Origin of the sequence: Bacteroides sp. 1001136B_160425_E2 (genome assembly GCF_015559655.1) — a bacterium.
GTDB lineage: Bacteria > Bacteroidota > Bacteroidia > Bacteroidales > Bacteroidaceae > Bacteroides > Bacteroides luhongzhouii.
In genome coordinates, this window is the sequence record NZ_JADMQH010000001.1 from 41,094 (window position 1) to 63,745 (window position 22,652).

Sequence of the window (22,652 nt, forward strand, 5' to 3'; positions counted from 1 at the left end):
GCAATATGCTCTATAATGAGTTACTGCTGTTTTTTCAACTCATGCACAAGTGAGTTCAGAGATATGAATACAAATGATTACGGAGTAACTGATGATATGCTGAATTATGACAACCTGAAAGTGGGAGGATTCATAACCACCATGCAAAGGGACGTTATACCGACAGATGCAGCTGCTGGCGATTACCAGGAAGCACAGAATCTGGCTGGAGATATATTCGCCGGCTACATGGGAGCCATTAATGATAAATTCGTAGCAAATAATTTTTACGACTTGAATCATCAGGTAAGATGGAAAGACAGGGCCTTCAAAGTTGCTTTTGAAAAGGTAATGCCTGCATGGAAAATGGTGTCGGAAAAAGCAGAGAAAAACAGTATTGAATATGCTTTGTCTTTGGTGCTGAAAGTCGCAGCGATGCACCGCCTGGCAGATTATTATGGTCCACTTCCATATAACGAATTCGGGAAAGGGCTCATTACGACCCCCTATGACGCAATGGATGTAGTTTATGAAACTTTCTTCAAAGAATTGAATGAAGCGATCGCTATTATAGAAGATTTTGTGGAAAAAACTCCTGAAGCTCACCCTCTAAAGAATTATGATTTAGTATATGGAGGTGATTTTACCAAATGGCTGAAATTTGCCAACTCTCTAAAACTTCGTCTGGCTATGCATACTGTATATGTAGATAAAGACAAGGCAAAACAATATGCCAAAGAAGCTGTTACGTCCGGTGTAATGGAAACAGTAGAAGATAATGCGCAGCTAGCTTCCGCCAACGGATTAACCGTCTACAACCCCTTAAAGAAAATTTGGTATGACTACAGCGATACCCGCATGGGAGCTAATATGCAATCTTTCTTGACCGGATATGATGATGCCCGCATATCTTCCTATTTCAGGCTATCAACATTCAAAGAGAAGAAAAATGGATATTTCGGAGTGAGAAACGGAGTTAACATCAACGCCAAAAATAATTATTTACCTTTATCCGTCCCCAATATAGAAGCCGAAAATCCGGTTCGATGGATGTGTGTGTCTGAAGTCTATTTTTTAAGAGCGGAAGGAGCTCTTCGCGGCTGGGTTAAAGAAATGAAAGGAAATGCCAAAGATCTATACGAAACAGGTATTCAATTATCTTTCAAAGACTGGGGAGCTACCATGAGAGCTGATTATCTGACAAATGAATCCAAGATTCCGGCAGAATTTATTGACCAGGTTGGAGGTAATGATATTAAGAAAGGAGACCCATCTTTGTCTACTATCACTATTCCATGGAAAGAGTCTGACGGATTTGAGAAAAATCTGGAACGAATCATCACTCAAAAATGGATCGCCATGTTTCCCGATGGACAGGAAGCATGGACCGAATTCAGACGTACAGATTATCCAAAAGTGTTCCCCGTAATAGTGAACAATAGTGGAAACACAATTGATACTGACCTTCAAATAAGACGCATGACTTTCCCACAATCAGAATATGATAACAATACTGTGGAAGTAACCAAAGCTATCAGCCTGTTAGGTGGACCTGACACCGGCGGTACAAAACTATGGTGGGATAAAAAAGAGAGATGACCATTTATAAAAAAATAGATTATGAGAAAATATATAAAAATATTCGGATTATTAGGTGTATTATTCACTGTTTTCCAGGCTTGTGAAAACGAACCGGAAGCATTGTTCTTGCAGAAACCTTTTGAGATGAGTGATGAATATTACGAAAACTTGCGAGCTTACAAAAAAAGCAAGCATCCTATTGCGTGCGGCTGGTTTAAACAATGGTCAGGCAAAGGTCCCAATAGAGTGAATTATTTGGACGGGCTTCCAGATAGCCTCGACTTGGTCTTTGTTGGTTGGGGAGGTTGGCAAAATATGGATGAAGCCCGCTTGAAGGATATGCGACATGTGCAAACAAAGAAAGGGACACGTGTATTAATCAGCTCTTTGATTACTAACATTGGTGTTGAGTTTACTCCCTTAGAACATAATATAGATCAAGCAAGTAGAGAAAAATTCTGGGGCTGGGACAACAATAATCCGTCAACCTTTGAAGCGGCAATCCGAAAATATGCAAATGCAATATGCGATTCCGTATATGCTAATGATTTTGACGGTTACGATTTGGATTATGAGCCACATTGGGGCGGTCATGGGAATCTGGCTAGTTATAATGACAGAATGACTATTTTGGTGGAAGAACTGGGAAAACGACTGGGTCCTGCATCAGGAACAGGAAAAATGCTGGTGATTGATGGCGAAACACTAGACCCATCCATTGCAGATAAAACCACCAAATATTTCGATTATTTTATTCACCAGTCTTACCAAGCCACTACGCCTAGCTATTTAGATACCAACGGCTGGGGATACGCAAAGAAAGCAAAATTTCGTCCCGACCAGTATGTGCCAGCTGTAAACTATGAAAAGTGGGAAACAGGAGGAGGAAACTTTACTGATTCGGAACATGGTAAAATACCTGCAATCTTAGGTTTTGCCTATTGGAATCCTGCAGACGGTACAAAAGGCGGAGTCGGTGCTCTTAATATTGAGAATGACGCAAAGCATGAAGTCAATTACAAATATGTACGCCAAGCCATTCAGATTATGAATCCGGCCGGTAAATAATCATTTAATGTAAATACGATGAATATGAAAAAAATATGTTTTAGCATTGGAAGCATTCTGGCTGGAATACTGTGTCTGAATTCATGCCAAAATGCAGCACCTTATGAAGATATGTTGTACTTTACAGGTACGGAATCTTCTGTTGTCAAAAGAATATCTACGGAAGATCCGACCTCTATCGGCCTTTCCGTGACAGCATCATGCAAGGTTGAATCTGAAGTTACAGTAAATACAGAAGTGAATGCAGCCAAAGTAGAAGAATATAATAAAAAAGAAGGCACCTCTTACAAACTACTCCCAGAAAATACTTATAAATTCTCCTCTACTGAATTAAAAATTGAACAAGGAGAGCACGTTTCCAAGTCACTGGAACTAACAATTCAAAATCTGGATAAGTTTGAACCGGAAGTTACTTATTTATTGCCCGTCAGCATTGTTCAGGTACAAGGAGGAGGGCTTTCCGTTTTAGAGGCTTCTCGTACTGTCTACATTATAGTTTCTAAACCTTTACGTACGTATGCGGCTAATATCAGTAACCGATATTTCAAAATTCCTTTTGAAAAACACCCAAGTTCACTCAAATTATCCCAACTATCATACGAGGCTCGCGTCTGCGTTAATAGATTTCAGCAGTACAGTCCTTATATCAGTACTGTAATGGGAATAGAAGGACATTTCAACTTCCGTTTTGGAGATGTAACAATCAAACCGAATCAAATTCAGATTGCAGGCGATGGTGTAGAAACAACAGTCCCAACAGAACTGGTTGCCGGAAAATGGTATCATTTGGCGGCTGTATTTGATGCTGCTACCGTAAAAATCTACGTTAACGGGAAATTAGAGATTTCCAAGGCTACTACTGCCCCCTGGATTGATTTAAGGGATGAGCAAAAGAGCCGCGGTTTCTATATTGGCCGATCTGAAGGCGGACGACCTCTAAATGGCTCCATTAGTGAAGTGCGTGTTTGGAACAAAGCCTTAACTGCCAAAGAAATAGTAAACAATATGTGTGGCGTAAATCCTTTGGCCGACGGTCTGCTCGCTTATTGGAGAATTAATGAAGGCGAAGGAAATATTATTCATGACGTTACCGGTCACGGATGGGATGCTGAATGTCAAGGCTGGGGAAATTTACAGTGGATTAGCAATGTACGTTGCCCAAATGAATAACAGACAATTATCACCTATAGAAATAAAATATAAGATAATAAAATAGTCTTATATACAGAAAAGCAGAACAGCCACATAGGAACGAATCTTTTTCGAACAAATGTGGCTGTTCCTTTATTTAATGAATCAATAAGATAATAATTATGAACAGACATTTTGCAATTTTTCTTTTAAATGTATTTATGCTATTGGGGACAGTGGACGTTTTTCCATCCACCCCCTTAAAGCTTTGGTACAATCATCCTGCCCGATCCTGGATAGAAGCACTGCCATTAGGTAATGGTCGAATAGGTGCCATGATATTCGGAGACCCTCAATATGAAGAATATCAGTTAAACGAAGAGAGTGTATGGTGTGGTTCTCCTTACAATAACATCAATGCCAAAGCTAAAGATGCACTTCCCGCTATCCGTGATCTGATTTTTGCAGGAAAGAATCTAGAAGCACAGAATATGGCAGGGCCGGCTATCTGCTCCACCGGTTCCAACGGTATGCCTTACCAAACAGTCGGCTCTTTAAAATTGGACTTTCAAGGTATTGAGGACTATACTGACTATTACAGGGACTTAAATATCGAAAATGCTCTTTCTACAATACGATTCAAATCTAACGGAGTAAAATATACGCGTGAAATATTTACTTCTTTTACCGACCAATTACTAATTATTCGTTTGACGGCCTCGCAAAAAGGAAAGATTTCTTTTTATGCGCATTTTACTTCTCCTTATCCAAGTACAGAGAAAAGTGTTTTCATGAAACAAATGTTACGCCTGGACGGAAAAACTGATGACCATGAAGGAGTGGAAGGAAAAGTATATTTTACCGCTTTAACAAAAATAAAACACCAGGGTGGACAAATAGAAGTTATATCCGATAGTGTCATGCATGTTAAAAACGCTGATGACGTTACTCTCTATGTATCCATTGGAACAAATTTTGTAAACTACAAAAATATTTCAGCAAACCAAGAGCAGAAAGCACTAGCTCACCTGAATTCTTCACGTAAATCTTATATAAAAGCCAAACAGGAACATATTGATTTCTATCGTTCCAAATTTGGTACTGTTTCACTCGATTTAGGAGAAAATACACAAGCACAAAAGCCCACTGATATTCGTTTGGCTGAATCCAAAGAGCATTTTGACCCACACTTGATTTCTACTTATTTTCAATTTGGCCGTTATTTATTAATATGTTGTTCACAGCCAGGAGGACAACCGGCCAATTTACAAGGTATCTGGAATGAAAAAAGGTATGCCCCTTGGGATGGTAAATTTGCAAACGACATAAATTTACAAATGAATTACTGGCCGGCAGAACTGACAAATCTATCAGAAGAACATCTTCCATTAATTGGTTTAATTAGAAATGTAGCAGAACAAGGCAGAGAAAGTGCCCGGATGTATGGATGCAGGGGGTGGACCGTACATCATATTACTGATATCTGGTGCGCTACCGGTGCTGTAGATAGCCCGTTTTATGGAATCTGGCCTACTGCCAGTGCCTGGTTTTGCCAACATCTATGGGATCGATATTTATTTTCGGGTGACATAAAGTATCTGGAAGACGTTTATCCCATAATGAAAGGTGCCTGTGAATTTTTCTTTGATTTCCTGGTTCGTGACCCTAGAAGCAATTGGTTGGTTGCTACTCCTTCCTATTCTCCGGAAAATAGTCCGATTTTGAACGGAGTACGTAGCGAAGCCTCTTTAGTGGCTGGAGCCACTATTGATAATCAAATGCTATATGACTTGTTCCATAATACAGCCACTGCCGCAATCATTCTTTCAAATCTAAAATCACCTGTTAAGTCAGCCTCTTTTGTTGAATCAAAGTCTTTTGTAGACAGTTTGCATTATTACGCTCAAAATCTGCCTCCTATGCAAATAGGCAAGTGGGGACAATTGCAAGAATGGACAGACGACTGGGATGATCCTACCGATCAACACCGGCATCTATCTCACTTATGGGGAGTGTATCCGGGACGCCAGATTAATATTTTCGATACTCCTTTGTTGTTTGGAGCTGCAAAGAAATCACTAATAAACAGAGGAGATCATTCAACCGGTTGGTCTATGGGATGGAAAGTTTGCCTTTGGGCACGTCTCCTGGATGGAGAAAAAGCATACAAGCTCATAACAGAGCAATTAAGTCCCACTTTAGCTCAAGAAGGCACACATGGAGGTACTTATCCTAATTTATTCGATGCACATCCCCCTTTTCAAATCGACGGAAACTTTGGTTGCACTGCCGGTATCGCTGAAATGCTAGTCCAAAGTCATACAAATGCTATTCATTTATTACCAGCTCTACCATCCGCATGGTCTACAGGTTCTGTAAAAGGATTAAGATGCCGTGGAGGATTTGTTATAGACGATATGCAATGGAGTAACAACTCACTGGAAAAAGTCACTATCACTTCAAAGCTTGGAGGAACATTGCGGATACGATCTGAAGCACCTTTAATGTTAAACGGAAGCCCTTTACCGGCGACAAATGAAAAATGTACGAATACATTTATCGTTGGACAAGCTATAAGTAAACCTTTGGTTGCTGCTAATGCTCCTCTTGAACTACCCAAAGCAAAAATGTACTATGAATATGATATACAAACGACCACTGACCAAAAGTATACTCTAGAAAAGTGCCAATAAAACTGTCTTAGCATATCAGTGATGAGCTGGAAATTGAATACTGATTATCATCTTCCTATTCATCACTGATATAATTTCATTTGTAATAAATACAATCCTGTCTAGAACAATCTCCTCACTTAATTTATTTTATTCAAAACAACCGGTCTGCTCGCCGGAGCTTTACCAAAGTTTTTATTAGGCTTTTTCCCCATAACAAACTTCAATGTGCTACCATCTATAATATCCTGATAAGTGATATAACTCTTATCGAAACCATCAAACTTTGTTGTAAATGGTTTGTCACCGCCAAACAAGGCAATCAGTCCGTATGGGTCTTGCAGAGCAAAGAATGTAGACTGCCATCCGTTTCCTTCACAGAAATCTCCAACAGTATGGAAGTTGGCTTTCCTTTGGGATAAGTATAACGATGGAAGCCTACACGGTCCGTAGCCGTCAGCTCCGCTTTGATATTGTAGCGATCGAGGATCAAAGAGTAATATTCGGGATGGACAACTTCATTCTCATGAGAGTATCAGGTAGCATAACCGTCACGTATATCATCTTGATTTCCCCTGGGAGTACGAATTTCATTCAATGGCATGATGAGAATATCACATAAGTCAGTACACCCTGTACCACTCAAATGGGTATGTGAGAAACCGATCAGAATACTGTCGGAATAATGATAACCCGAGCACCAGCCTCATCCTTTATGGATATTAGTCGGGTCTAACTACACCATTCCATACAGAACTCTCGTCTCTACAAAGACGTGCCCATGATAGCCGGACCCGATATACGGATCGACGTACTGCAATAATCCTTCACTTTTTGAATAGTTCCGTTGCGCCACTCCATTTCCTGCCACAAGCAAGAAGCAGGAAGTTAGTACAAGTAGTTTAAATGCCTTCATTCGTATTTTTCTTTGGTATGATTGAAAATAATAATTAGTGAATGATGCAAATATACAACCTATTTAGGTATTTACTAACTGTCGCTAGAGTTTACTAGAAAAATGGTAGGCAGATTTACTCTTTTGGCAAGAGTTCCGGTCACAGCCTTACACAAATTCCCACAAAAAACTGTATACTAAGCACTCTTGCTAAATAATCCATATATTATGAGGCGCAGATTACAAGGTCTTTAGCATGATGAATTGTAAAACAACAGCGTTAATCCGTACCTAAATTCATAATCAATGAATCTGTAGAAATCCGTATTAATCTATGGTGAATCCTTTCCATAAATTCCCTTCGGGAAGAGGAGCTTCAAGCTCTATCAGTTCTTTTGAGACAGGATGTATGAACCGTACTCTCCGGGCATGCAGACAAATGCTCCCATCCGGATTGGAGCGTGGAGAACCATATTTCAAATCGCCCTTGATAGGACATCCCATTTTTGCCAACTGACAACGGATCTGATGATGCCGTCCGGTTTTTAAATCAACTTCGAGTAAGAAGTAATTTTCCGAATGACCAATCAACCGGTAATGCAAGATCGCTTTCTTGCTGTTCGGCACCTCCTTGTCGTATGCATAACTTTTATTCTGCTTTTCATTGCGCACAAGGAAATGTACCAATTCACCTTCCGGTTCTTTCGGCGCATTTTTCACGACTGCCCAATAAGTCTTTTTCACCTCACTGGTGCGAAACATTTCGTTGAGCCTTGTTAGTGCCTTACTCGTTTTGGCAAAAATAACAAGACCGCTTACGGGGCGGTCCAGCCGGTGTGTCACACCGAGGAAAACATTTCCGGGTTTCTGATACTTCTCTTTCAGATACTGCTTCACAGTCTCCGAAAGCGGCGTATCCCCCGTCTTGTCTGCCTGGACAATCTCGGAAGCGGTCTTGTTGACTACAATGATATGGTTGTCTTCGTATACAACAGTCATTCTGTTCGATTACATATTCATACCACCATCTACCTGAATCACTTGACCTGATACATAAGATGACATATCAGAAGCCAGGAAGGTAGCGATGTTTGCCACATCTTCAGGAGTACCACCACGGCGCAAAGGAATTTTCTTTGCCCATTCAGCTCTTACTTCGTCAGAAAGAGCGGCTGTCATGTCTGTCAGGATGAATCCCGGAGCGATAGCGTTGGCACGGATGCCGCGAGAGCCCAACTCTTGTGCGATAGACTTAGCCAATGCAATCATACCTGCTTTAGAAGCAGCATAGTTAGCCTGACCTGCATTTCCGTGAACACCGACAACAGAGGCCATATTGATAATGCTACCAGCTTTTTGACGCATCATGATAGGTGTACAAGCGTGGATGAAGTTAAATGCAGACTTCAAGTTCACGTTGATTACCATATCCCATTGCTGTTCGCTCATACGCATCATCAAGCCGTCACGAGTGATACCGGCATTGTTTACCAATATATCGATACGTCCGAAGTCCTTGTGGATTTCTTCTACGACCTTTGCAGTATCCTCAAAGTTAGCAGCGTTAGAAGCGTAACCTTTGGCTTTCACGCCCATTGCTTCTAATTCTTTAGTTGTATTGTCTGCATTTTCATCAATGACAAGGTCAGTAAATGCGATGTTTGCGCCTTCGGCGGCAAACTTAAGAGCGATAGCCTTACCAATACCGCGAGCAGCACCGGTTACAATGGCTGTTTTTCCGTCTAATAATCCCATACTAAAAGTTATTTAATTAAATTTCTGTTCTATGCAGTGCGCCAAACACAATGTTGGACACATATCTATTTCTTGTATCTTCATCCAGATGTGCACCTATATGACCACGAATATAAGGTACTTCAATACCTTTCACACAATAATGTATCAAGTCTGCAGTCATCTCCACATCGTCAATATGGAAAACTCCTTTAGCCTGTCCTTCCAGAAGAACTGCCTTAAAGAACTGTATTTCCTTTGCATCGAATTTCTTACGCACCTTCTCCACCCGCCATATATCACGGAAGAAGTTAGCACGCAACGTCCCGTTCCGATAGACCACCTCTTTCACTGCATCTAATCGGGTATATATCAGCTCCAGCAGTTTTTCGTCCGGAGAAATGTTTTTCTCGGCTACCCGCTTCATCATATCCGACAATATATCCAATTCCGATTCCACAACAGCCAAATAGATTTCATCCTTACTTTTAAAATAAGTATAGAGCGTTCGTCTCCCTTTTTTAGAAGCAAGAGCGATATCGTTCATAGTCGTATTTTCCACCCCCATCTTTGCAAAAAGCTGACGGGCTACATCTACTAACTTGGCTTTTGTCTTGGATACGGTCATAGGTTACAAATTGCACATTGCTGAATATTTTGAGCAAAAGTAATTCTTTTCTTTAGACCATACAAGAAAATAGATAGAATATTAACATTTGTATATTAATAGGTGCTAAGAAAAAGTTTCATCATTAATTCGCTCATTCTCAACCCAATAAGAAAAAAGTGATGATTTATTCGAAAAATATTCAGCGAATTATTTGTTTGTTTCAAAAAAAGCCGTACCTTTGCACCCGTTAAACATCGCGGAGTGGAGCAGTTGGTAGCTCGTTGGGCTCATAACCCAAAGGTCATTCGTTCGAGTCGGATCTCCGCAACTAAAGAAAAAGAAGAATCGCAGAAATGCGGTTCTTCTTTTTTATGACAACTCTTCTTTACTAACTTTATTCACAACCTCATTTCTGTTATCAACAAGGATATCAACAAAGTTATTAACAGGTTAATTAGTTTATAATAAAACAATTAACCTAATAGTCCCCTTTTCTATCAACAAGGCAGTATTTAGTTATTCACAACCTAAGATGGGGCATAAAAAGTTCATTGAAGGAATTAAAAAGGCTGCCATAAATAAGCCATTCTACATAAAAGAAAATAGTGACGCTATCCAATGCAAATAGTGACGGTATATGACAGCGATACCGTTAGTATCCTGAGCATATACCGTCACTATTTTTTCTACATCAATCAGCGATCTCACGTTTATTCATATAATGCAACCAACAGAGATTCCCGATTGACCTTATTTATGCTTATAGAACTTCCATACCTTTTCCGCATAACGTTTCCCTAATAATAATTGTGCTTCTGTATTAAAATGAGGATCCGTCTCATCTTTATACCATCCCAATCCTTTCGACGATACCCAATCGGAATGGGAAATAAATGAAGATACTTTTTTAATCATCTGATTAAAGGGAACAGTACCCGCTTCTCTCTTCGTCCAGTTCCATTGAGAAATCTGTCCGACAACAACCGGTAGATCCGGCATATTCAAATCCTCCCGCAGATCTTTCACCAAAGAAATCAGTTTCTGTTTATATGCTTCCGGATTGGAACAATCGGCTTCTCCCTGATGCCAAAGGATCGCTTTTAAAACACCTCCCTGTTTCATCGCAATCCGAATCCGGGAGAGGGCTTCTTCATAATATCCATCTTTACTGCCTTTTAGCCAAGAGTTGATAGAAGAACCACCCCGTGCATTTACGACCAGTCCGACAGGACGTTTCGTTTTCCGTGTCATTTCTTTGGCAAAACCATAAGCCGGTCCCAAGCGTTGCATCGACAGGTCTTTACGGACTGTCGAATAACGGTTGAGAGGGTTTACTGCCGGTTCAAAATTCCCCTTATCATTCAATAGATATACATTTTGCAGCGTATCCATGACTTCCGGAGTCAATGTTGCACGTCCTGCCATGTTGGATTGTCCGATGCACACATATAAATCAAAAGTGGATGGAACATCTTCCTTTACATTTCCTGCAAAAGCAAACAGGGATTGCAAGAGGAAAAAAGACAGTAAATAAATAGACCTAAGCATACGAACTGTGTTTATGATTAATAGTTTCTATAAATACGGATAGCATTCAGAATGGGTTCTCCTTCTTTTTTATGGAAGTCGACACTTACCCCTCTTCCATCCTTTACTGTTATTATAAACTTTTTGATAACAGCACGGGCATATCCGTAATCACGGGCTACGTTGAAATCATCTGAAACAGTTGTCCCATTGATTGAAATACCAAAGCTGCGATTTCCAGCAAATGTTTGTTCCGAGTCAGCTCCCAGATTATAAACCAATGCTTCTCTTTCTTTGTCCGATTCCAATTCTGCCCAGTACAAATATACGGAATATTCTCCATCCGGTACATCAGCCTTAAAAGATTTTATTCCAACGCGTTGGGTCTGGAAGATTGGATTCATGTCTGTTCCATGAATATCAATATCCGAACCAAGCATGGTGCCGAATCCTGTTTTACGACGATAAGATGTTCCACCGATAAATCCCCAGCTACCGGGCTTATATTCCTGTTCGGGAATCCATGCTACGTTTGCAGCACGATCTTCAAAATATCTTGGAGAACCTAACATTACATTTATTTCTGTGAATGGCACAGCTTCGTCTTTCAACCGCGAGCCTACCAACTGGAACTGAATCCGAAGCATATCACGCAACTTGTTATCACCAGTCACAGCAACAGCTTCCAGCAGATTCTCTCCACCCACAAACGGCACATCAAACAAAGCATAATTATCTTCTATCTTTTTCTTCCCCAGACTCTTGTTATTCACAAACAGCTCTACTTCTTCTGCATTAGAGAATACAGGGACGGATTGGACACATTCTTTCTGTGCCGTATTCACCACTCCCCCACGACTTTTCCACTCCCGATTACCAATGACAAGTATCGGACGACGTGACAATGCTGCCTTATAGAACCAATAAACATCTTTCTTCTCTCTGTTTAATCCGACAACGCCTTTATTGTTTACATGAGGAACAGCATCTACACGGGATTCGGAATAAAAATCATTCAGATTCCACAGACTGGAACCGGCTATAAACGGACGTTTCATCATTTCATTGAGGTAATGTTTATGATATACCAGTCCATATTCCTGCGAGAAGTCGAAACGTTCCGGCTGGTACGAGTGAACTCCCGGATCCACTCCCGGTCCATATTCCGTTACCATCAGCACTTTTCCTTTGTATACTTTATGGGCACGATCGAGCAAACGCTGGAATTCATTGATATCCGGTTCATACCAACCTTGATACAAGTTCCATCCCTGAATCATCGGGATTTCGGTCAGATGAGCGTCTTCGTAGTATTGAGGCATATTGTGATAAGCCATCATCGTATATCTTGAAGGATCTTCCTCACGGATGGTCGCCTCCAAGGCACGGGCTACTTTTTCCGTGAAACGGTAGTAATCTTCCAACTGTTTGCCTTCGGTATAGGGACGGCGCAGGAAAATCTCATTCATATACCCCCAAATCATTACAGAAGGACGGTTGAAGTCCTGACGTACCATTTCTTTCGCCATCTCAACGGAATTATGCAGGAACTCTTCGGTTTCTGTAACAGCATTAACGACGGGAATTTCAACCGAGGTCACAATGCCCAATTTATCACACATTTCCATGATTACAGGATCTTGGGGATAGTGTGATACACGCAGGTAGTTTCCTCCCATCTCCTTCAACAGCAATATATCCTGTACGTGCAATTCGTCACGCAAAGCATTTCCTTTCTGAAAATAATCCTGATGGCGGGCAGTTCCGATCAGTTTGCGTCCTTTGCCATTCAGGAAAAAACCTTTTTCCGAATCAAACTTGAACCAGCGTAAACCTAACGGATTCACCACTTCATCCAGCAAAGTACCCTTTCTTTTATCAAGAATACGGGTATATACCATATAGCGATAAGGATCGTCTATATCCCACAGACGAGGAGAATCTATTTTTATCTTTTTGGAGATGTCCGTCTTCGTCTCACCGGCTGCCAGTTTTACTTCAGCCTGCGTCTTTTTCACTTCCTTGCCATCCGCATCACAGATTATATTCTCCACCCTGACTTCCGTAGCCTGGGGCATATCGTTCGTCAGTAGCGTAGTGATTTCTACCGAAGCAGCGGAGTTATTCACTTCGGGGGTACGGATATAAACTCCCGACGAAGCGTAATCATTCGTTGCAATGTGCACCGGATTCATAAACTGCAAATAGACGTCCCGGTAGATACCGCCAAAGAAAGTAAAATCGGCAGATAAGGGGGGAATATTCGGATTATAGACATTGTTTACATAAATGGCAAACAGGTTTTCTTGTCCATAACGCAAATGGGGAGTGATGTCAAAACAGAAACGGGTATACCCTCCTTTGTGCTCCCCAACGAACTGACCGTTCAGGTAGAATCGTACTTCCTGATTGGCTCCTTCAAAGTAGATCACTGCCCGACGTCCCTCCTGGCTTTTGTCTATAAACAACTGTTTTCGATACCAGACCGGCCCCCGATAGAATCCCGGAGTTTCATCGTCTGCATCTTTATCATTCCAGGTATGAGGTATATTGACCGTCTCCCATGAAGAATCGTCACAACCAGTCAGTTGTGCTTCAAACGGAGATCCTTTTGTAAATTTCCATCCGTCGTTGATGGTGTATACTACGCGTTGCTGTGCCTGCGCCCATCCCACAATAAACAATAGAATAAAGATATAGAATAACTTCTTCATAATCTATGTATGCATCTAATTAAAACTTTATTTTTACCTCTCTGCCTGTATAGACACACTCTTTACTCTCAAGAGCATCACCGTCAGGCAGATATAACTTCACACGCATTTTTACTTGTTCCGGCATACCGGGATAACTTCCTTCACGTAGCCCAATCGTCAATGTCCGTTCCGAATCTTTCCATTGCATCGGTACTTTTGAACATACGCCGTCTTCATAGCGGTAGGAGTCGCCTTCGTCCTCATACCATAAGAAAGAGGTGTCCGCTCCTCCGTAAATACGCAATTCCAATTCACGGTCGGGGTATTCCATCGCATATTGCTTCACTTCTGCCAAGGGCAAAATAGAACCGGCTTTTACATACAGGGGAAGGATGTCGAGAGTATTTGTCTGCATTTGTTCTCTTCCTCCTTCAAAGGCCTTTCCGGTCCAGAAGTCGTACCAATATTTGCCGTTGTGTTCCGGCAGATAAACACTGATGTTCTTTTCTTCCGATTGCGGATGAAATACCGGGCGTACCAGTAAAGAAGTGCCGAACATATAGGCGTTATCAATATCAAAAGTCCGGGTATCTGTAGTGAAATCCATTGCCAAGCCTCTCAACAAGGTATAGTTATTGGCTGTGACTTGGTGAGACATCGAGTAAATGTAAGGCAACAGACGGTAACGCAGATGGATATATTTCACCTGATTATCATAAGATGGTGTCCCCTTTTCACCGAATTGCCAAACTTCACGCGGCACATTCGTGCCGTGAGCACGGAACACAGGAGTAAACGCGCTGAACTGGAACCAACGGGAATACAACTCTTTATAATCATTACTTTTCAGTCCGTCGGGATATTTAGCATCACGTTCTGTGACGAAGAATCCTCCCGTATCGGAAGTCCAGTACGGAATGCCGGACATAGACAAGTTTAAGCCCGCAACCAGTTGTTTATGCATATTCTCCCATGAAGCCGAGACATCGCCCGACCATACCGCCGTACCATAATGCTGTTGCGAAGCAAAGGCGGAGCGGGTCAGGATAAATATGCGCTTCTGATCGCTTTCGGTCCGCAGACGTTGATAGAAGTCCTTCAACATTTCCAAAGAATAGGTATTCAGATAACGATGAAAACTGCCCAGATAAGTATTTCCGGCTGATTTCGTCCTCTCTTCCTGTTTCAACTGTGTGAATCCGTCCCGGAAAGAAGGCTCCGTTGCATCCATCCACCAAGCATCCACGCCCATATCATAGAGTCCTTTCTTGAGATATTGCCAGAAGATATCCCGTGCGGCAGGATTGTATGCATCAAAAACTTTATAACCTGCCCATGTAGGTTCGCTAAATAATGCACCGATGGAATCGAGTGACTGATAGACAGCCGTTTCCGGTCCGAATCCGGGCCATACGGAAAGCATAAAGTGAACATGGTGCTGTTGATGAAGCTCCTCAATGACCTGTCGGGGATGATTGAAGTTCGCAGGATGGAACGTCAGACTATTCCAATGAGGTTTATCTCCCCAATATTCCCAGTCCTGCACAATATTATCCAGCGGAATCCCCCGTTTACGGTACTCTTTTACGACAGCTTTCAATTCATCGAACGATTTATAGCGTTCTTTGGACTGCCAGAAACCATATACCCATTTTCCGAACATCGGCACGTCTCCCGTCAATTTCCGATAACCGGCAACGACTTCGTCCATATTCTTGCCATATACAAAATAATAGTCGGAAGCATCGCCTACCTCAGAAGTAAATGAGTATCCTTCCTCCGTGTCTTCAAACTTTGTAGAAGAATAATTATCCCACAAAATACCATATCCGTTCGTCGAGATAAGGAACGGATTGACTATATCCATATTTGCCTGCAACAGTAGTACGGATTTTCCACGATAGTTCATGATTCCGTTCTGATACTGCCCCAGACCGTAAATAGCCTCATCATCAGTAGGAACAAAGCGTTGGGTTACTTCGAGGCATTGCTCACCTCCGGCAACCGTTCGTTTGAAGTGTCGTGCCTTTTTAGCTTCTTTCTCTTTCAGTAATATTTTTCCTGTCGATACTTCCTGAAAAGTGAAAGCCGCATCGGCTTTATCAAAAGCAACGGAAAGCTCACGGGTAGAAAAGATCAGTTGCCGCCCTGTATCTTTCCATTTATAATCTTTGAAGGCTGGCTTTTGCGAATCGACAACCAATCTTTTTGTTACCAGCGTGTCACCTTCGGGAAAAGACAGAATCCGTATGCATCCCTCCGACATAAACTCAATTCTGTATTGAATACTGTCGGAAACGAAAGCACATCCTCTGCTGTCTTCATGAACCGTAGAGGAACACCCGAAACAGGATAGTACGGATAAAACTAATAACCAATTATTCAAACTCTTCATCAATACATTTATTTGACTGTGTAGATGGTATAGCCTAATGATAAATTACGGACAACGACATTTCCTTTTAAATAGAAAGTAGGCATATTGAATCCATTTACGATATTATCTTTATACAGTTCCACTTTTGCACTTTTCCATTCTCCTGTATTGTCGGTACGTATCCGGGATACAATTTTAAACGGCTCTTTCGGTTCGCGCTGTGTGGACGAACGTATAAAAAGAGATTCATTTCCTTTGTCCAGGTATTCAAAATAGAGATACCCTACATAGTTATTCATTTGCAGTTTGGAAACCAATTCTTTGGGCAAAGAGATAGAAAGCGTTTCTTCGGCACTGTAGCCACCAGATTTTCGCTTTCCCTGGATTTTCATGTCCGACTCACGCAAACGCATCATCTCAACCGCCAAAGCGGATTTGGCTGTCTTGACATCATTTTCTATTTGTGACAACAAACCTATCGCCACCGGATAACGTCCCTGGCTAATCAACAATGCTGCCTTGTCGAGCGAACGCTGACAAGCGGATACGTCCATCTTCGTCTTTTCCAGGAAACGGGCCTCTTTTCGCAAACGGAAAAGCATTAAAGGCAAAGTTAATCCACGCTCATCCGGCTGTTCGCCTTTGAATTCTGCCGCATACTTTAAAGTGGTACGCAATTCGCGGTCACCGTTTTCGATGGTAGGTTCTATTTCATGCCCTTCGGTATAGTCGCTCCACGAAGCGATAAACATCATGTCCAGCCTGTCTTTCTCCGCCATACAGAATTTCCACATACTTTGATAAGTTTCTCCATTATTGCGAGGGATATAATAGAAATGTCCGCGTCCCCAGCCTGCACATCCCCGGTTATCCATTCCCGGCATGGCAAATCCCGACTTAATGGTATAAGCCGGATTGTTACTATGCCAAATCGAATCACGGAAAGGTTTCATAAACTCAATAACATCATCCTGCGTGGCATAATTATCCCATTCAGCATGTGCCTGATCTCTTGTACGGACACGGGCAGGAAGCCATGCGGTCGGTATTTCCCCTACTTCTTTCCAGGCATCCATATCATCACTGCGGGTGACAGGAATGTATTTATCGTTTTCCAGTTTTCCCCAATCCGCCCAACGACGTAAGGCAACGGGCTGCTTCATTCCTTGCGGAAACTTCACCAGTGATAATACTTTCTTGTATTCATCCACTTTCGCTCCAGGACCGAAATGATAAAAGACAGGTATTCCCTTCACCATAGGAGCAGTCGGACCGGTAAAGACACTATCTACTAAATATTGGTAACATTTAGCCATATATCCGGTCTTTGCCTCACGAGTATTAACTTCCGGATAAATCTTCGTAATCCAGTCATAATACAACCAACCGTCGCACCAGTTCACACCGATCTCGAAGTTATACTTCGCTGCCACTTTCTGCATCTCACGCAGCAGAATATCATTTTCGTGAGGTTTGAATCCCCATTCGATGAAGAATCCGTCTATCTTGGCAGCTTTTGCCGACAATATCTGATATTCGATATAATCAGGATCGAGATTGGACTGCATTCCGACTTGGGGATAGGCCACTGCCGCTATCTCATGTCGTCCTTCACTGTCTATCAGGTCGGCATTATAACACAGGGATTTCCTTCCCGTACTTGATTTCTCCGTATTGGCATACATCTCCCAACGCCCCAACTTTCCATCATGTTGCCGGGTATAACGCACACCGTGGAAGTCAGCATACACTTTCTTTCCGTTCTGCGCCAAGGCCGGTAATGAGATGGATACCAATAAAAAAAGAAGAAGTTTCCTCATTGTTCCAAACTTAATTATTCAACATATACTTTATCAATCTTCAACGATACTTAAATTAATCCTCGCCCAATACGAAATCATGCTTCTCCGGATAACTGAAAGTATTGTCTATCATCCAACGACCTTTATAAATCTTAGCTCCGTCCATCTTGAAAAGTTCTTCTCCCTTCTCATTTACAAGTCCTTCAGCCCACCACTCTTCAGTCGGTTTCAACATCAGGATTCCGTCCGGTCCGTTGCAGATACTCTTTATATCGCCTATGCTGTAGACCTTTTCACAAGTCGGTTCGACGGACGCATTGGTCGTAGCATCCGTAACTCCGGCCAAATCAAACTTGTAGACAGCCGAAGCGGCGGTAAGCCACAGTTTATCTTCTTCACCATATACCGGGAACAAATCGTGTCCGCCCGATTCTTTGTCGAACGTATAAATACGAGTCTGATTTGTCAGTTTAGGATTGCTCCGGTTACCATCATACTTAAAACGGAATAATGCGGTAACTCCGCCCGTTATTGTAGCCGTGGCATACAGATACGACCTTTTCTTATCCCAGACTACATTGTGGGCATTACCCAGCTTCACCGTATTAGCCTTTGCTCCCAATACCTTAACCGTGTCAACCACAAAGGTATTGATTTCACCGGATTTCGATTCTGCCGTCACAATATTTCCATCGGGTAATACCTCCGCAGAGTGAGGATTCTGTCCGCAATTTGCATAGAACATTAATTTATGGTCCGACAAACGGATTAAAGCCACAGCTCCGCCGGAGGCAGTCATCAAGATATAGCGTCTATTGAAAACAGGTTTTACTTCGCTCGGATTGACAAACCAACCCTGCTGGGCAGCAGGAACACAAGCTGTATAAGGATCCCAACTCCAGATATTGCGATTCGTCTCCGCATCTCTGATGACGATAGCCCGTCTGGATTGCTCCGCCAACACATAGGCCTTTTCCGGCAGTTGAAAGATTTCATTTTGTACTACAGGAGTGGTATCGTCATCGGAACAAGCTCCCAAAGCTATATTAAATCCTAAAAGGATTGCGAATAAACTAAACTTCTTCATGGTTATAACTATTTTAATTCTATTTTTTCCTATTTGTCTTTTAATGGTTTACGTTGATCTACTGAACCGATTTGGTATCATAATAGTCAATCAATGAATAAACAGCAAGATTCAACTGCCGCATCTGCGACAGGAAAGATTCATAAGGTTCGTATTCGATGGAAACGACTCCTTTATTGGACGCTTTTCCATCCGAACCGTATCCATCATTATACTCAAAGTGTACCCAACCCACACAATTTCGGGTTTCAAGTAAACGAAGACAGAAGTTCTGATAAAACTCACCTCTGTTTTTCTGTGTACGTACCAACCATCCACCTCCTTCGGTATTGGCATATCCAGTTCCTTGATAACCGGCATCTTCCGCTTTCGTATAGAACTCCGAAACCAAAAAAGGTTTCGCTCCACACCATGCTTTCAGGTTCGCCAAGAAATCTGCCTCCGGTTGCCAACGTGCATAATAGTTGACGGAAACAAGATCGCAATAACGGGCACAAGCTTCCACCACTTTCTGATTGTATTTGCTCCAGTCATGCAAACGTGTTCCCAAAATCAAATGCTCTTTATCATACTTCCTGACGGTGGCAGTAGTCAACTGATAATAATAATCGGCAACCATGCCCCGGAAGTCTTCCTGATTTTTCTTGGTGATCGCTCCGGCAGAAGTTATACCGTTATCCCGCATGAACTTTTCTGCATACTCCCGGGCAGCTTTATAGCGTTCGGGCAAAGACAAGAAATGTTTCAGATCAATTCCCCGCAAAGGGTCAGTATTCTGATAACTGGCAAACGGCAATTCATTGTCAAGATAGAAGCCGATAAAATGCTTGTCGCCGGCAAATAAAGCCGACTTCTCTTGTACGAGACGATCTATGTACGTAGCAAATGTCGGTTCAAAAAGAAGAACTAAGCGATTATACTTGTCATCATCAAACGCATAGCCCAAATTCTTACTCATATCCCACATAAAGGTACGGAGCAGATACAGATTCTCTGCATAAGCAATCTTTTGCGTCTTAGGCGTCAACAAGTTAGCACGTACTGCAACAGGAAATACTTCAATACGGTTCGAACCATACGAAATATAGTTTATATGATTGTCTGCTAACAGTTTGCCTGTCTCTTCACTCCATCGTGCCTCACTACCGTATCGAATACTGAAAGCCTTCTTATGAGCAGTAGATTCTCCCGGACGAACATGCTGAATTCCATGAATAATAACAGCTCCATTATCCGGATCCAGCAAATAAGAACGGTCTCCACAACTAGCCACTCGGAAAAAACCTTCTTTTCCAACCACAGATGAAGGTTGAAAACCGATTCGTCCTCCCCATGCAGTCCGGCTATAACCCGAAGAGGGAGTATACCAATTCATATTATCAATGATACGGGTTTCCCTTGAATCTGCTGTTGTCCATGCCTGGAAAGTTCCGTTCTGCCATTTCCGGTATTCTACATTCATAAAAGTATATTCATCTTTTTCCAAAGGAGTATCTCCTCCTTCCGGTTTCAAAGGTTCTATTTCGTTGGAAGAGGAGGAACAACCAAGCGTTAATTGCATCAGTCCGACCAAAGATAAAAAGAGGAAATACCTATATATTATATGTTTTCTCATATTACTTTCAGCTACTGCACATTATTACTTAACCAATGTGCTTGTTATCAATCGCATCTTTCGTATATTCTATCTAAGTTCACCGGGATAGCTGTTAATAACTCTCGCGTTGACTATTAATAGAAAAGTTATCCTCCACTAGGAGAGAACTTCCTTCCCTCTTGTTGCAAACTTCTTTTATCCTTATTATAAACTATAAACGCAAGCTTTATTTTTATAAACGCAACTTGCATTTATAAAAATGTAAGCTTCGTTTATAGTTTGTATCGGACAGAAAACAACTTTATTCCAATACTACCCTGTTTACTTCTTCTTAGGGAATTTGATTTCAACAGTCAATACACGAGCGGTTGTATCTCCGGGCTTCAGAACACCTTCACCGATAGATGGTGTCATACTAATAATTCTCATTACTCCGATCCTATTTCCACCTGCTGCAGAAGTTGATGCTGTTTTAAAGGCAATAATATCTCCCTCCGCTATAGGAATCAAGTCTTCTTTCACAATCAAGCTGGCTGATATTTCAGAAGCAATAGAAGTAACTGTTGCATTATCATAATCAAAGTCGGAGAGTTTGGCTAACGTAGTCCTATTCTTTACAGCCGCAGTGTTCAAACCTGCACCATTAGAACCTTTATACTCATCAGATTTTGCTGCATTTATAGAATACAGACGAGGTTCTGAAGCTACATTTGAACCTTTTCCCATACAATAGAATTTCAAATCAACATTCTTCGCATTATCCGCACTAGCTAATGCATAATCAACAGAATACGTTTTTAAATCTTTGAAAGATAACAAACCATAAGCATCCGGATATTTTTCGTGCGCACTATTAGCAAAAGTCTTACTAGATATATTCACTGTGGCAACATCCATATTTACATATGCCTTCACAGTTCCGACAGCTTCTTTTCCTACTCTTCCATCAGAAACCACCACTTTAATTTGAGACGTAGCTTCAGTAAAATCTATTTCCGGAATATAGTCCAATTGTTTCTCACCATTCTTCTGTTCCCGTAAGACTTCGACTTCCTGTCCGTTTTCAATACGGTAAATAATCACTTCGTGAACTCCACGTACAGATTCGACCTTTACCGGCACTCCTTGTTTAGCATCTGTTGTTGCAAAAATAGGCAATTCAGGCAAGGTCAATACGGGTATTGGCACTGTTCTATATTCCACTGGTAAAGTTGAAATGGTAACATTATCATATATATCCACTGCTTTTACTTTGAAACCTTTATCGCCTTCTTTATAGTTAATCATTTCATCATATGAAAAATCCTTTTTACCATTCAGCTCTACACTTCCTTTTGATTCCTGTCCGGTGGCAGATACCAAATACACTTCCACGACCTTCAAGCCAGCTTCCGAAACAACTTCGAAAGTAGTACGAGGAATTACCGGATTCTCATCCATCTCATCATATACAATCTCTTCCGGATCGAATGTTATGACAGGACGTGCCATTACATCGGTAACAGCAATTGGTAAAGTCCCGCTCGTAACATGATTCAGTTTATCCGTAGCCTCAATTATAAAGGCTTCGTAGTTAGCATTATATTCCAAGTTTTCAGAGAGACTATAAGAGTTGGGATTGAAAAAGTCGGTTACTGTTTTATATTCTGTCACTCCCTCTACTGTCTGCAATTTCATTGTCACACTCTGAAGTCCTGCCTGTGATTTAATAACAGCCACTACCGGCAGATTGTCTACTTTATTCAAATCAACGTCCAGTTGCTCCATAGGGAAATTGATCACAGGAGCCGCTGCATTAGGATCCAGACCATCATTATCGTCGCCACAGGCAGCAAAGCCCAAGCAAAGTCCTAATATCAATAAGGTATATATTTTACGAATCATAATTAGTTCTCT

Annotated in this window: 15 protein-coding genes, 1 tRNA gene and 1 pseudogene; 5 read left to right on the forward strand and 12 right to left on the reverse strand. The window is 41.6% G+C overall.

What is annotated here, in order from left to right:
* Positions 1-63 precede the first annotated feature (63 nt).
* The 4 genes from I2I04_RS00135 to I2I04_RS00150 all read left to right on the forward strand — a co-directional run bounded on the left by I2I04_RS00135 (position 64) and on the right by I2I04_RS00150 (position 6,452).
* On the forward strand, positions 64-1,578 hold the full coding sequence (locus I2I04_RS00135) for a RagB/SusD family nutrient uptake outer membrane protein (RefSeq protein ID WP_195653990.1): 1,515 nt from the start codon (positions 64-66) through the stop codon (positions 1,576-1,578).
* A 21-nt stretch (positions 1,579-1,599) separates the two neighbouring features.
* Positions 1,600-2,628 carry a glycoside hydrolase family 18 gene (locus tag I2I04_RS00140; RefSeq protein ID WP_143260540.1) on the forward strand — a complete coding sequence of 343 codons (1,029 nt, stop codon included), beginning with the start codon at positions 1,600-1,602 and terminating at the stop codon, positions 2,626-2,628.
* A 24-nt stretch (positions 2,629-2,652) separates the two neighbouring features.
* The gene (locus I2I04_RS00145; RefSeq protein WP_185911602.1) at positions 2,653-3,798 is read left to right on the forward strand and encodes a DUF1735 and LamG domain-containing protein; all 1,146 of its coding nucleotides are present in this window, start codon (positions 2,653-2,655) and stop codon (positions 3,796-3,798) included.
* Between the two features lie 143 nt (positions 3,799-3,941).
* Complete coding sequence (locus tag I2I04_RS00150; RefSeq protein WP_195653991.1) at positions 3,942-6,452, forward strand: glycosyl hydrolase family 95 catalytic domain-containing protein; 2,511 nt, start codon at positions 3,942-3,944, stop codon at positions 6,450-6,452.
* A gap of 119 nt (positions 6,453-6,571) precedes the next feature.
* On the opposite strand, the gene I2I04_RS23600 is transcribed toward I2I04_RS00150, so the two are convergent.
* The 5 genes and pseudogenes from I2I04_RS23600 to I2I04_RS00170 form a co-directional block, all read right to left on the reverse strand.
* A complete protein-coding gene (locus I2I04_RS23600; protein ID WP_223225950.1) occupies positions 6,572-6,775 on the reverse strand; it encodes a hypothetical protein in 204 nt (67 codons plus the stop codon).
* 14 nt (positions 6,776-6,789) lie between these two features.
* A pseudogene (locus I2I04_RS00155) lies at positions 6,790-7,347 on the reverse strand (glycoside hydrolase family 92 protein); the annotation flags it as partial.
* Between the two features lie 306 nt (positions 7,348-7,653).
* A complete protein-coding gene (locus tag I2I04_RS00160; RefSeq protein ID WP_143260524.1) occupies positions 7,654-8,325 on the reverse strand; it encodes an RluA family pseudouridine synthase in 672 nt (223 codons plus the stop codon).
* Positions 8,326-8,334: 9 nt separating this feature from the next.
* Positions 8,335-9,081, reverse strand: a complete 747-nt coding sequence (gene fabG, locus I2I04_RS00165) for a 3-oxoacyl-[acyl-carrier-protein] reductase (RefSeq protein WP_143260522.1) — start codon at positions 9,079-9,081, stop codon at positions 8,335-8,337.
* Between the two features lie 16 nt (positions 9,082-9,097).
* A complete protein-coding gene (locus I2I04_RS00170; protein ID WP_120067072.1) occupies positions 9,098-9,688 on the reverse strand; it encodes a TetR/AcrR family transcriptional regulator in 591 nt (196 codons plus the stop codon).
* Between the two features lie 237 nt (positions 9,689-9,925).
* Here I2I04_RS00170 and I2I04_RS00175 point away from each other — a divergent pair.
* A tRNA-Met gene (locus tag I2I04_RS00175) sits at positions 9,926-9,998 on the forward strand.
* A 422-nt stretch (positions 9,999-10,420) separates the two neighbouring features.
* On the opposite strand, the gene I2I04_RS00180 is transcribed toward I2I04_RS00175, so the two are convergent.
* The 7 genes from I2I04_RS00180 to I2I04_RS00210 form a co-directional block, all read right to left on the reverse strand.
* The gene (locus I2I04_RS00180; protein ID WP_195653992.1) at positions 10,421-11,218 is read right to left on the reverse strand and encodes a sialate O-acetylesterase; all 798 of its coding nucleotides are present in this window, start codon (positions 11,216-11,218) and stop codon (positions 10,421-10,423) included.
* A gap of 17 nt (positions 11,219-11,235) precedes the next feature.
* On the reverse strand, positions 11,236-13,911 hold the full coding sequence (locus I2I04_RS00185; protein WP_195653993.1) for a glycoside hydrolase family 2 TIM barrel-domain containing protein: 2,676 nt from the start codon (positions 13,909-13,911) through the stop codon (positions 11,236-11,238).
* Positions 13,912-13,930: 19 nt separating this feature from the next.
* A complete protein-coding gene (locus tag I2I04_RS00190; RefSeq protein ID WP_195653994.1) occupies positions 13,931-16,288 on the reverse strand; it encodes a TIM-barrel domain-containing protein in 2,358 nt (785 codons plus the stop codon).
* 8 nt (positions 16,289-16,296) lie between these two features.
* Entirely contained in the window at positions 16,297-18,090 is a 1,794-nt protein-coding gene (locus I2I04_RS00195) for a glycoside hydrolase family 71/99-like protein (RefSeq protein ID WP_195653995.1), read from the reverse strand.
* A gap of 55 nt (positions 18,091-18,145) precedes the next feature.
* Positions 18,146-19,159 (reverse strand): DUF6528 family protein, encoded by a 1,014-nt coding sequence (locus I2I04_RS00200; protein WP_195653996.1) that lies wholly within the window; start codon positions 19,157-19,159, stop codon positions 18,146-18,148.
* A gap of 58 nt (positions 19,160-19,217) precedes the next feature.
* The gene (locus I2I04_RS00205) at positions 19,218-20,774 is read right to left on the reverse strand and encodes a hypothetical protein (RefSeq protein WP_195653997.1); all 1,557 of its coding nucleotides are present in this window, start codon (positions 20,772-20,774) and stop codon (positions 19,218-19,220) included.
* A 303-nt stretch (positions 20,775-21,077) separates the two neighbouring features.
* Positions 21,078-22,640, reverse strand: coding sequence for a hypothetical protein (locus tag I2I04_RS00210; protein WP_195653998.1), 1,563 nt, complete (start codon positions 22,638-22,640; stop codon positions 21,078-21,080).
* Positions 22,641-22,652: the final 12 nt, after the last annotated feature.